This window comes from Armatimonadota bacterium (assembly GCA_036504095.1).
GTDB lineage: Bacteria > Armatimonadota > DTGP01 > JAKQQT01 > JAKQQT01 > DASXUL01.
This window is the reverse complement of sequence record DASXVS010000080.1, coordinates 16,090-28,502: the sequence shown is the minus strand read 5'-3', so window position 1 is coordinate 28,502 and position 12,413 is coordinate 16,090. Positions and strand designations below refer to the sequence as shown.

Annotated in this window: 14 protein-coding genes; 11 read left to right on the top strand and 3 right to left on the bottom strand. The window is 62.0% G+C overall.

The features are described 5' to 3' along the window. Positions 1-9 precede the first annotated feature (9 nt). From VGM51_18460 to VGM51_18450, 3 genes are read right to left on the bottom strand one after another with little or no spacing between them, the layout of a single operon-like run. Complete coding sequence (locus VGM51_18460; GenBank protein ID HEY3415021.1) at positions 10-282, bottom strand: DUF5655 domain-containing protein; 273 nt, start codon at positions 280-282, stop codon at positions 10-12. 37 nt (positions 283-319) lie between these two features. After that, on the bottom strand, positions 320-643 hold the full coding sequence (locus VGM51_18455; GenBank protein HEY3415020.1) for a CPBP family intramembrane glutamic endopeptidase: 324 nt from the start codon (positions 641-643) through the stop codon (positions 320-322). Positions 644-667: 24 nt separating this feature from the next. Further along, positions 668-1,261, bottom strand: coding sequence for a hypothetical protein (locus tag VGM51_18450; protein ID HEY3415019.1), 594 nt, complete (start codon positions 1,259-1,261; stop codon positions 668-670). 154 nt (positions 1,262-1,415) lie between these two features. Here VGM51_18450 and prfA point away from each other — a divergent pair, with 154 nt between their 5' ends. From prfA to VGM51_18395, 11 genes are all read left to right on the top strand, one after another. After that, complete coding sequence (gene prfA, locus VGM51_18445) at positions 1,416-2,483, top strand: peptide chain release factor 1 (GenBank protein HEY3415018.1); 1,068 nt, start codon at positions 1,416-1,418, stop codon at positions 2,481-2,483. Positions 2,484-2,488: 5 nt separating this feature from the next. After that, positions 2,489-2,851 carry a preQ(1) synthase gene (gene queF, locus VGM51_18440; GenBank protein ID HEY3415017.1) on the top strand — a complete coding sequence of 121 codons (363 nt, stop codon included), beginning with the start codon at positions 2,489-2,491 and terminating at the stop codon, positions 2,849-2,851. A 4-nt stretch (positions 2,852-2,855) separates the two neighbouring features. Beyond that, positions 2,856-3,125 carry an acylphosphatase gene (locus VGM51_18435; GenBank protein ID HEY3415016.1) on the top strand — a complete coding sequence of 90 codons (270 nt, stop codon included), beginning with the start codon at positions 2,856-2,858 and terminating at the stop codon, positions 3,123-3,125. Between the two features lie 146 nt (positions 3,126-3,271). Beyond that, entirely contained in the window at positions 3,272-4,069 is a 798-nt protein-coding gene (locus tag VGM51_18430; protein ID HEY3415015.1) for a PEP-CTERM sorting domain-containing protein, read from the top strand. A 449-nt stretch (positions 4,070-4,518) separates the two neighbouring features. Then, positions 4,519-5,028: a TadE family protein gene (locus VGM51_18425; GenBank protein HEY3415014.1), complete on the top strand. Its 510-nt coding sequence runs from the start codon at positions 4,519-4,521 to the stop codon at positions 5,026-5,028. 2 nt (positions 5,029-5,030) lie between these two features. Continuing rightward, on the top strand, positions 5,031-6,092 hold the full coding sequence (locus VGM51_18420; GenBank protein ID HEY3415013.1) for a Tad domain-containing protein: 1,062 nt from the start codon (positions 5,031-5,033) through the stop codon (positions 6,090-6,092). 12 nt (positions 6,093-6,104) lie between these two features. After that, complete coding sequence (gene cpaB / locus VGM51_18415) at positions 6,105-7,013, top strand: Flp pilus assembly protein CpaB (protein HEY3415012.1); 909 nt, start codon at positions 6,105-6,107, stop codon at positions 7,011-7,013. 50 nt (positions 7,014-7,063) lie between these two features. Then, entirely contained in the window at positions 7,064-8,680 is a 1,617-nt protein-coding gene (locus tag VGM51_18410; protein HEY3415011.1) for a pilus assembly protein N-terminal domain-containing protein, read from the top strand. Positions 8,681-8,744: 64 nt separating this feature from the next. Next, the gene (locus tag VGM51_18405) at positions 8,745-10,055 is read left to right on the top strand and encodes an AAA family ATPase (protein ID HEY3415010.1); all 1,311 of its coding nucleotides are present in this window, start codon (positions 8,745-8,747) and stop codon (positions 10,053-10,055) included. Positions 10,056-10,081: 26 nt separating this feature from the next. Then, positions 10,082-11,416, top strand: coding sequence for a CpaF family protein (locus VGM51_18400; GenBank protein ID HEY3415009.1), 1,335 nt, complete (start codon positions 10,082-10,084; stop codon positions 11,414-11,416). Between the two features lie 39 nt (positions 11,417-11,455). Further along, the gene (locus VGM51_18395; GenBank protein HEY3415008.1) at positions 11,456-12,409 is read left to right on the top strand and encodes a type II secretion system F family protein; all 954 of its coding nucleotides are present in this window, start codon (positions 11,456-11,458) and stop codon (positions 12,407-12,409) included. The last annotated feature ends 4 nt before the right edge of the window (positions 12,410-12,413 follow it).

Here is a 12,413-nt window from a genome sequence, read left to right as displayed (position 1 = left end):
CGCCGGAGGTCAGCCGGCGCTGTCGTATGCCTTTCGGATCCACGCGAGCAGTAGAGCGTCGACCTGCCCGGGATCCGTCAGCTTCACCAGGTGGCTGCACATTCCTCCGGGGGGCATTTCCACCAGTCGCTCCGTGCCCGGAACACCCTTCATGTTCAGTCCGACCTCGACCCGTGTGTTTGTCGCGGGGCCGATCATGGCGAACTGCTTCTTCCGCCGAAGCGCGAGATAGGTCTTCTTGGGAGCGATCTCGAAATCGCCGAATCCGTTGATCTCGGCCATTAACCGGTCGTCCTCTGTCAAGTCCATGGTGTACGAATTACCGCCCGCCCGCGACCACTGCTCCAACGGCCAGGAAGTAGAAGATCATCACGTCCTGCAGGAAGTGGATGAACCACGGCCAGAAGAAGCCTTTCGTCTCGACCATGCATTTCCCGAGGAACCAGCCGAGCAGGGTCGACATCGCCACGCCAACGATCCCATTCGGAACGCCATAGTAATGGCCGATACCGAAGAATGCCGCCGTAAGCAGGATGGCGTGCCGCGTGCCGACTGCGGGGATCAAGGGGGCCAGAAGCCCGCCCCGATACATGGCTTCCTCGCCAAAAGCATTCATCGCCGCCAGCACGAGGATCATCGGCAGGACCCAGGCGGCTCCCGCAAGCGCCTAGGCCGCAGGTCGCCCGGCGATGACGAGAAATGCCAATGTACCGAGGCTGACACACAGCGCCGAGATAGCTCCGAGGCGGTTCCAGCCGATTGGCTTGTCGATACCCAGCCACCGCACGGGCGCCGCGGGAGCGTTAGGATGGCCTCTTACCAGAAAGACATCCGCCGGCCGGAAGCGCAGCAGGAACAGCACGGCAATCATTGCGCCGGCGGCGCCGACCCGAAGGATCTGCTCGCCCAGCATCTGTCGGCTGAACCCTCTACCTGAAAACAGGCCTTGCCACCACCCCGAACCGCCTATGACGGCGCTCAGGTATCCTGCCGAGAGCAGCGCGAAGAGCATCACGCAATACAACCTGAGGCGACGGGCGGGCGTGAGGACGTAACCGGCCAGGATAATGGCCGCCAATACCCCCAGTTTGGCCGTCAGAAGCCAGGCTGGTCGGCTGCCCGCGACGCTCTGGTAGATAATGTCGGGCAGGATGGAAACAGCCAGGGTAACCGCCCAGGCGGCTATGACGGATTCGCCGTTGGCCGGGGGGCTGTTGCCGGATCCGGCCGGGCTGACGCTGTCGGGTGGAACTAAGCGCATTACGTATACCCTCAAACTCACACACTGCAGCCAGCAATCTGACAGTATGATAGTCATTACCGGCGCCGGAAGGGGCGAAGCTCCCATCAGACCGGGTCCACTGTTCTTGCCCAGTACGTGTACAATACATACGGAAGGAATGGTGTAGTCCGTTATGTATGAGCGTCTTGAAGAGGTAGTAGCTAAATACGAGGAACTGGAGGCCGCGCTGGGCGACTCAGAACTCACGCAGGATGTTGCTGAGTACCAGAAGGTTGCCAAGCAGCATGCAGACCTCGAACCAATAGTGTCGACGTATCGGGAGTACCGCTCGCTTGCCCGGCAGCTTGAGGAAGCGCACGAGATGTCCGAGGCGGACCCGGAAATGCGGGAGATGGCCGAATCGGAAGTCGAATCCCTGCAGCCCCGCATCGAAACGGCGGAACGGGCGCTGCGCCTCATCCTGCTGCCGACGGACCCAAATGATGACAAGAACGTGATCATGGAGATACGGGCCGGCACGGGTGGCGAGGAAGCCGCGCTGTTCGCCGGCGACCTCTTCCGCATGTACGCAAGGTTCGCGGAGCGCCGGCGCTGGAAACTGGAGATCATGGACCAGCAGGAGACCGGCATCGGCGGGTTCAAGGAAGTGACGCTGAATATCCAGGGCAAGGGCGCCTACAGCCGTCTCAAGTTCGAGAGTGGCGTACACCGCGTCCAGCGTGTGCCGGCGACCGAGAGCGGAGGCCGCATCCACACCTCGGCGGCCACCGTGGCGGTATTGCCCGAGGTCGAGGACGTGGAAGTCAATATCAACCCGGACGATATCCAGATCGACGCGTTTCGGGCCAGCGGAGCGGGCGGACAACACGTCAACAAGACGTCGTCGGCGATTCGCATCACACACAAGCCATCCGGGATTGTGGTCGCATGCCAGGACGAACGCAGCCAGTTCCAGAACAAGGACAAGGCGATGCGCATGCTGCGGGCAAAACTGTACGACGCCCAACTGGCCGAGCGTGACGCCGCGCATTCCCAGCAGCGGCGACTGCAGGTGGGTTCCGGCGACAGGAGCGAGAAGATTCGCACGTACAACTTCCCGCAGGGACGCGTTACCGACCATCGCATCAACTTCAGCATCCACAATCTGCCGGCGGTGCTCGACGGCGACCTGGAAATGATGATCGACCGGCTTGTGGCGGAGGACCAGGCGGACCGGCTGCAGGGAAACGGGGAGGAGTAAAGAGCATGCCGAGCGAACCACAATTGTCACTTGACACTTTTCCGAACCCTTATCCGGAGCGGGATTACAATATCGACTTCACCTGTCCCGAGTTTACGTGCCAGTGTCCGATGACTGGGCAGCCGGATTTTGGCACCATCCATATCTCGTATACGCCCGACGAGAAATGCGTTGAGCTGAAGTCCCTCAAACTCTACCTCTGGTCGTATCGGACCGTGGGAGCGTTCCACGAGAAGGTCACGAACCAGATCATGGACGCGCTTGTCGATGCGGTCCACCCGAGAAAGGCCCGGGTGGTGGGCGATTTCTACGTTCGCGGCGGGATCAAGACGGTGGTCACGGTGGAGCACGCCGGGAACGGGGCGTGAGCGCGTGGAGCGCCTGCACGCCATCGTCCGGGGGCGGGTCCAGGGGGTCGGGTTCCGATACTGGGCCTTGCGCGAGGCGCGTTTCCTGAACCTCACCGGCTGGGTGCGCAACACTCCCGGAGGCGCGGTGGAGGTCATGGCGGAAGGCGCGCGCGATTCTCTGCTAAGCCTGCTCGCCAGCCTGAGGGATGGGCCGTCCAATGCCGATGTAGAGTCCGTAGAGCCTCGGTTTGGCCCGGCCACCGGCGAGTTCAGCGACTTCAGGATCGTTTGAAAGCGATGATTGCCTGCTTGGTTGGCAGGATTCTTGCACGTAATGAGGTGTACTACCCTGGATTCAGGATAAAGGCAATCCGTAGGCTCGTCGGCCCTTGGGCAGGCCGTATCAGCCGCGGAGCTCAGACCGGAAGGCATAGAAGTATGATTCGTACCATCACAGGATGCGTGCTTGGCGTCATGATTATCGCTGCATCGCCGGCGCGCGCGAACTCCGTATTCGACACGGGCGGCTTCGAGGCTTACGCCCTCGGCCCCGTGGCGGGCCAGAGCAACTGGCAGAATGACTCTTCCGCGTCGCAGCCGGCGCCGACTATCTATGAGGATGCCTTCACAGAGCAGGAATATGCGCCGGGGAAACGGCACAACAAGGTCCTCAAAATCGATCCGACCGGGCTGACCACCGGTGATTTTTCCGGCGCCTACCTGCCGTTCGGCGAGGACATCTACGCCGCCGGATTGCACCAGATCCCGATTGAGTTCGATCAGTTCCGTGGAACGCTCAGCCAGGAAGTCTACGTACTGGAGGCGGCCGGTTCACTGTTCGACTCCAGCTACCTGGCCGACGAATACGGCCTGGAGACGACCCCCAACCTGCATCCAACGGGCGATGTGAGCGACAGGGGCATTCCGCTCACCGCCGGAAGCTGGCAGCATGTGAAATTGCTGATCGACATGGATGCCCAGCAGGTATTCGCTTCCGTGGACGGCCTGCCCCCGACAACCAATCCGCAGCACTTCGACTTGGGCGTCCCGCCGGTAAAGCAGTTCCGGGGCATCGGGTTCCGCGTCTACGGTACGAACCGCGGCACGCCGAACGGACCCAACTACTTCGACAACGTTGTGGTCGGCAACACGGCTGTCCCGGAGCCGTCAACCCTGGCGCTCCTCGCCGCGGCGCTCGGGCCGCTCGGTTTCATACGGCGGCGCCATCGCGTGTAGCGAACGACAATTCCGAATATTGAAGCCCTGGGCGCCTCTTGCAGGCGCCCAGAGTGTCTTTTTGGGTATATGGAGTCGGAAAGAATTGCGACTACGCCCGAGTTGGATTTGGTACTATTGTCGTAATGCTTCGCTGTGGCGGCAACGCAAAGATGTGTTATACCGATTCGCGTGGAAACTTGTACAGTCCTTGTGGCCGCCGGCCCGGATGACAGGTGACTCCCGGCGAACGGCGTGATGGGCGACGCCATGGGCTGCGGGGTAGAATTGGCAGTATCTTTGTGACGCCTGAAAGCGCCGAAGGGGCGGGCGCCCGGCGGACTGACATCCGCAACAGCTTTCAGAACAGATGGGTCCCTCGATGGTCGAAAGAGAGTCCTGCGCGCTGGCGACAGCCGCCGGAACGGCCATCATTCACTGGCTTACGGCTGAGCGGGGTGGAAACTGGCATGAAACATTCCGAAATTCGCGTAATTGAAAAGCGGCGAGGCTCGCGCGGAGCCGCAATCGTGGAGTTCGTCCTAGTGGCGGGCCTCCTTATATTCCTGATGTTCGGGATCATGGAGATGGGCTTCATGATGTCCAACTCCCTGACCGTGTCGTCCGCGGCGCAGCAGGGTGCGCGCGCCGCAGCCCTGGGGGGAAACGGCAAGGCGATAGAGACGTCCATCTACAATGCCGCGAAGACCCTTCGCGAACCGCGGGATTTCTCGGTGGCATCCGGAAACACCATCCTGGAATATGCGCCGGAAGACAGCCAGGACTGGCAGGCCTGGGATCCGAGCAAGGCTCCCCCCGACGCAAACAAGGATCAAATCCGCGTCACCGTGACGTACGAGTACAAGTACATTACCGGCAATCTGCTCGGCGGACTGGGTAATCTGCTGAGCGGCAAATCCGGGCAACCAACGGACCACCGCACCCTGACCGGTGTGTCGGTGGTGCGTTACGGAGGGTGATAATGGCTACCCTGGCTACCCGACGAGGACCGATCCGCGCCGCCATCCTGATTCAGGTTGCGATGCTGATGGTCGTGATGCTGGGCTTTGCGGCCCTGACGACGGACTACGGGCTACTTCTCATACGTCAGCGCGCGCTCCAGAACGGGGTTGATTCGGCAGCTCTTGCGGCCGGCCCGGAGCTGGGGGATCCCAATACCGGCGCGGTGTCCATGCAGCACGTTTACGATTACGCGGCCGCGAACCGCATTCCGGTTTCATCCGTGGTCATCAACAACGGCCCGAGAGATCTGCCGCGGACGCTGAAGGTCACTTCGACGGACACGGTTGCGACGGTGTTCGCCCGCGTGCTGAACCCGCGCAACCGGTCCGGGCAGGTATCGGCGTCTGCCTGGGTTGCAGCCTATCCGGTAACCAAGGCGTGGCGCCTCCGCCCCTGGGGAGTCAATTACGCGTTCTTCAACCCCGAGAATACCGGCGCGGTTCATTTCAATGAACCTGCCACGTTGGCCCTCACCCAGAACACGGATGAGGTGCCGAACGGCCTCGGGGACAACCAGACGTTTATCAACCCGTTGGACCTGGGGGCCGCGGACGCAACCGGTTCATACACGAACTACATCCGAAACTGCTCTCAGGGTTACGACCAGCCGATGGCCGTCGGAGGCCGGGGGAACGTGGTGATCGGGCACCCCGGCAGCCTTGAAGACATCACGTTTGCTACCGCGCAGGGTGTCAAGAGCGGCGCGCAGTCCATATTGACCCAGGCCGGCGCGTCCGCCTACCAGCGAGACACCTGGGATAACCCTGGGGACAGCCCACGGTTGGTCATCCTGCCGGTGATAAACCGGCTGGTCGCCTCCGGCGGGGCGAACTCCGTAAAATTCGCGCGGATTGAAGGCTTCGCGGCCTTTTACATCGAAGACATGTCCGGTAACGAGATCAGAGGCCGCTTCGTTCATTACTCGTTGAAGTACAACAATCAGGATCCAAACGTGGTTGACCCCGACAGTTATAACTATGGACTCTACACGTTTCACCTCATTGACCCGAACACTAAGTAGGAGCATATCACGATGGCAAAGATCAACCAGGCGACATCGTTGGGGCTGGCCGCGGTATTTGGGCTGGCAACAGCCGGACTTGTTTATTACTACGTTGGGCAATCGCGCGGCGCCGGCGGGCAGGCGCAGCCCGAACCGACCGTTCAGATCGTCGTGGCGCGGGATACCATCTCGCCCCGCGCGACCATCAAGCCCGAAATGCTGACACAGCGGGCCTACGCCCTGCGAGGGCTGCCGGACGGCGCGATTCGCGATTTCAATGGCGCTATCGGCCGGGTTGCCCTGCGGCAAATTCCATCCGGCACGGCAGTGACATCCGATTCCATCGCGGACAGGGGACCCGGCCTCGGCATGTCATACAGCATCAAGGACAACCGCCGCGCGGTTGCGGTGCCGATCGACCCGGTGTCGGGAGTCGCGGGCTATTTGAAGCCGGGCGACCGCGTGGACGTCCTCGCGACGTTTTCCGGGCACGAATCGGACGTTACCCGTGTGGTATTGCAGGACATCGAATTGATGGCGATCGGGAACCAGCCGGCGACCACCGCCAATGTGAAGGATAAGCCCAACGCACCGGCGGAGGCCGTGACCGCCACCCTGGCGGTCAATCCGGAACAGATGTCGGTCCTCGCGTTGGTGACGGCCCGGGCGAAGATACAGCTCGCATTGCGTTCGCCGGACGACCACGCGTATGTCCCTCCGGCGTCGATCACCACGACTCAGGTGTTCGGCGGGCCCGCGCGCCCGACGGCGCCTCCTGCGCCAGCCGCCGCACCGGCGGCTCCTCCCGTGAGAACTGTGGAGATTCAGCCCAGCCCGGCGCCACGGCCAACGCCCCGCCCCGCGAGCAAGCCTCCAGTTGCGCGAAGGTCCGTGGAAGTAACCCGCGGAACAGAGACCAAGGACGTTCCCGTTCAGTGATCTGGGTCCGTTCCACCCACGCCGGCCGGGAACAATCAGGATACATACCCATGAAACCAAACTCAGCCATTCTCTGCATCTCAGTTTTTTGTCTGCTTTCCAGCGGTCGACCCGCCGCGGGTGCGAGCCCGGTCATTACACCGCCTCCCGCCGCATCCAGTACGCTGTCGCTGACGGCGGGCCAGTCGCGCCTGTTGCGCTTCCCACCGATCAGTCGTGCGGCTATCGGAAACCCCGCCGTGGCGGACATTGCGGTCCTCTCCGGCGGTGAAGTGCTTCTGAACGCCAAGGGCGCCGGCGAAACCCTGCTCTACGTTCGCAACGCGAAGGGCGCGGCAAGCGTGAGCGTGACCGTTGTCGCACCACCGGTTGCGGTTGTTGATGTGGCGGGTGAGATCAACCGGGCTCTGGACGGGTCCGGAGTATCGGCCACGTCCAGTGGCAACGCCGTTGTCCTTCGGGGAGAAGTGGATACGCCCGAGGCAGAGGCCAGGGCCATTGCTGTCGCCAAGGCTTACACGAACAATGTGGCCTCGATGGTGACGGTATCGCGTTCGGCAGCGTCGTCGATGGCGGACACACTGACCGGCGCATTGAAGCCGATGGGCGTTACGGCCCGGGCTTCCGGCCCCGCGGTCCTCGTCATTGAGGGAAGCACCAGTTCCGAGAACGCCGCCACCGTCGCGAAGGTGATTTCGCAGTTGGCGTCGGGCTATCAGATCGTGAATCTGGTAAAGGACAACGTAGCAGGCAAACAGATCGTGGTGCACGCCCGGATCATCGCGGTAGACCAACTGGCGCTGCGCGAGATTGGCCTGGATTGGGGCAGCCTCCTCCATGACAGCAATGGCAACGCAACGGGGGTGGGGCAGCCGATCATTTTCGGTGAGAACCGCGCTCCGGGGGTGAACCTCGACGAGGCCGGCCCGTTGAAGAGATTGACGAATATCGGCGCGACGCTGCAGGCGCTGGAACAGGGGAATCGCGCGAAGACGCTTTCGGCTCCGGACGTGCTCGTCCAGGATAACCACAACGCAAGCATCGTTGTTGGCGGCGAGATCCCGGTTCCCGTCCCGCAATTGGGATCCGGCGGCGCCGGAACCATCGTCGTGCAGTTTAAGGAATACGGCGTGAAGCTCAACGTCACTCCGCGCGCGCTGGAAGGCGGCGCCGTGAGCATGCATGTTGAACCTGAAGTGAGCACACTGGACCAGACGAACGCGGTGTTCCTGGCGGGCTTCCGTATCCCGGCCTTCCGCGTGCGGAAGGCGGCGTCGGACGTGACCGTACAGTCCGGCGACACCCTGGTGATTGGCGGATTGCTGCAGGACGAGGACGTAGACCTGATTCGCAAGATTCCGATCCTCGCGGACCTCCCGTTGCTAGGTGATTTGTTCAAGTTCCGCTCGAAGTCGCGGGTCCGGACGCAGTTGGTGATCCTTGTGACGCCGGAAGTCCTGGCGCCGCTTGCGAAGCCGCCCGTACCGGAGCTGGCGAACCTGAAGGCGGACAGCGTGGTCCTGCCGCCAGTGGTGGCGCCCCTGAAGCCATCCTCCACCGAGCCGCCGGCGATGCCCGGCCTGTCCGCCCCCGGGCGGACGCCCATTCCGATGCGCAACTCAAAGACGTTGGCCGAGCGAGCGGGCCTGGCTTACAGGCAGGGCTAGGGCACGTTGTCGCAAAGGCCCCGTGAAATCGGGTCCTTCGCAGGTTCAGGGAGCCGATCCGAGTATGTATTTCGATACACAGACAAAACCGTCCGCGCCGCACGCGGGCGCCGGTGCCGTCGCGCAGTTGCCTTTGGAACGCCGGCGAATCGTAATAGCGGAGCGTGACCCCCGGACGCGTGAACGCTTGCGCCACACGCTGTTCGAATTGGGTATGGACATCGCGGGCCTCGCCGGAGACGGGCAGGAAGCCGTGCAGATGGCATGCCTTCTGGCTCCCGATTTCGTACTCCTGGACGAATCGCTTCCGATCCTGGGCGCCTTGGACGCCGCGCTGGCGATGCACATTGCCACCCCCGAAGTTGCGCCAATACTCATGACGGAACGGCAGGGCCCCGCGCAATTGCGCGAGGCGATGCAGAACGGCGTGCGCGACGTCATCGGGAAGCCGCTGGACTCCGCGGAACTGTACGATTCGCTCAAACGGTTGAGTGATATCCACATGTCGCACCAGTCAGACGCCTTCAAGGCTCTGCTGGACCCCACCAAGCTCCCCAGTGTGTACTGTGTCACGGGCGGCAAAGGCGGAGTCGGAAAGACGATGGTCGCAACCAACCTGGCGCTCGCGCTCTGCGACACACGGGAAAAGACAATCCTGATCGACCTCTACACGCAGTTCGGCGACGTGGCCTCGGCGCTCAACATGAAACCGCAGCGCACACTGGCCGAATTGTCGCCGATTGTGGACGATATTGACTCCGCGCTCCTAGCCAGCTACACACAGGTCCACTCGTCGGGCCTTAGGGTGCTGTTCGGTTCCGATAGCCCGCTTCCTCTGGATGCGATTACCCCGGCCTGTCTGGACCGGCTGATCCAGGTGCTGAAGCGCGAATACAAATACGTGGTCTTCGATACGCCGCCTTACCTGCACGCAACGACATTGCACGCCCTTTCCCTGGCGAATGCGGTTCTGCTGGTCTGTAATCTCTTCGACTACACGACGATTGCGGACAGCAAGCAGCTGTTCGACACGCTGAACGGCGCTTATGTATCCAGCGACCGCCTGAAGCTTATCGTGAACCGCGTCAGCGCGCAGAACAAATTCCAGTTGACAGACGTGGAGGAGACCTTCGGCCAGGAGGTTTTCGCGCAGATACCCAACGATCCCAAGGTGGTCGCGCTTCTCAATACGGGCTATCCGTCGCACGACACCATCTCCGGCACCCCGTTGGGAGCCGCGGTGTGCAATCTCAGGGAGGCATTGGTGAATCCGATCGGCGGTCGAGCGACTCAGCTGACCGGAGCGGAAGCGGCGAAGCGAACGCGAACGCGTGGATTTCTAGGCGGGCTCAAACTGATGGTTAGCCGCTCATAGCGGGTGGGGCCATCGCGAGGGGGAATATGGCGGACCTATACGAAGAACGGGAATTTGGCGGGCTCACGCACACCGAGGAGCCGTCGGGCGATTTCCTGACACCGACGGAAATCTCGTCGTTGAAAAGCACTGTCCACGCCCGCCTGATGGACGAGGTGGAATCAAGCCACCTGCAGGCAATGGATGACGAAGCGCTGATGCATCACGTCACCGCCGTCACGGCCCGCCTGATCAATGAGCGTCACCTCGCGCTGCCCTCCCGTGTCGTCGAGATGCTCCGCAAGGAAGTGCTCTACGAACTGCGCGGGCATGGACCCATCCAGCCGCTCCTTGACGATCCTTCGGTCTCTGAAGTGATGGTCAACGGCAGCGACAGCGTTTACATCGAGCGCTATGGGCGTCTGGAGAAGAGTGACGTTCGCTTCCAGGACGATAACCATGTCCGCCGCATCATAGAGCGCATCGTGGCGCCGCTCGGGAGGCGAATCGATGAGAGCAGCCCCATGGTGGATGCCCGTCTGAAGGACGGCTCCCGCGTCAATGCGATCATCCCTCCGCTTGCTCTGAACGGGCCCGTCCTCACGATTCGGAAGTTTTCGCGGAAGCCGTTCAGCAGCCAGGATCTGGTGAGGATGGGCACCTACAACGAATCGATGGAACGCTTCCTCCAGGCCGCCGTAGGCGCCCGCCTCAACATCATCGTTTCCGGCGGCACAGGCTCCGGCAAGACGACCACACTAAACGTGCTGACGTCGTTCATCCCCGAAAATGAGCGTATCGTAACCATTGAAGACGCGGCCGAACTGCAGCCGCAACAGGAGCACGTTGTGGCGCTCGAAAGCCGGCCCGCGAACATAGAGGGCAAGGGCGAAATCACGATTCGCCAGCTCGTGCGAAACTCCCTCCGTATGCGTCCTGACCGCATCGTGGTCGGCGAGGTCCGCGGCGGAGAAGCGCTTGACATGCTGCAGGCCATGAATACGGGCCACGACGGCAGCATCAGTACCGCTCACGCCAATGCGCCGCGTGACACCCTGGCCCGCCTCGAAACGATGGTCCTGATGAGCGGCACAACGCTGCCGGCGCGCTCCATTCGCGAGCAGATATGCAGCGCCGTGCATCTGATTGTGCACCAGGCGCGCATGCGGGATGGGACGCGCAAAATAACCAACGTGACGGAACTGGTGGGCATGGACGGCGACGTCATCGTGCTGCAGGATATCTTTACGTTCGATCAGTCCGGGATGGACGCGGATGGCAACGTTCGCGGGCAGCACGCGGCGACCGGAATCCGTCCGCGGTGCATCGACAAGATTCAGGTCGAGGGTTTCTCGCTCCCGACCGGGATATTCGGCTCGTAATTCGCCGGCCCGGCGCATCTGTTCCGGGCACCTTGAACCATGGATAAAACACTCACAATCCTGATCTTTTTGCTGGCGTGCGGAACCTTCTACGCGCTGATAACCGCCTTCATGCGCAAGGAACCCGCCCAGCGCCAGGGGCTTGAGGCACTGAAGGGCCCGTCCGGATCGCCGGAAGCGTTCGTCGAAGGCGCGTCGAGCCGGCGTGAAGCGCTCGGAAGGGCATCGCGCCAGTGGCGGCGATTCGACCAATACCGGTCTTTGGAGCAAACTCTGGAACGGGCCGGTTGGAACCTGACACCGGTGGAGTTCCTCATCGTCGCGTTCATTGTGGCCGTCGTTTGCGCCGTGGGTGTGGCCTGGTGGCAGCACAGCGTTCTGTGGGGTGGGCTTTCGGCGGTAATGGTGGGCATCGTCGCGATGGTGGCGCTGGAATACGCCAGAATCCGCCGAATGGCCCGCTTTGAGGCGGCTCTTCCGGAGGCGCTGGAGTTGATGGCGGCGTCACTCCGCTCCGGCCAGGGCTTTCAGCGCGCGTTGCAGGTAACCGCCGAGGATATGCCCAGCCCGGTTAAGGAAGAGTTTGGCATGGCGGTGCAGGACATCACCATAGGCCATACGGTTGAGGAGGCGCTGCAATCGATCTGGAGGCGAGTACCTTCGTACGAGATGGAGTTGATCACAACCGCGATCGGCATCCAGCTTCAGGTGGGTGGAAACCTGTCCGAGATACTTCAGAAGATCGCCGATACCCTCCGCGAGCGCGCGCGCATCCGGGGGGAGATCGCCACGCTCACAGCCGAAGGGAAGCTGTCTGCTGTGATGGTCTTCGCCATCCCCATCCTCCTGTTCTTCTGGATGAAATCCGCGAACCCGACCTATATGGCGCCGTTGTTGAACACGGACATCGGGCGAATGATGCTGCTGATGGCGGCGATTTCCGAGTGCGTTGGCATGATCATCATCTGGAAGATGGTCTCCATGGAGGTCTGAAGCA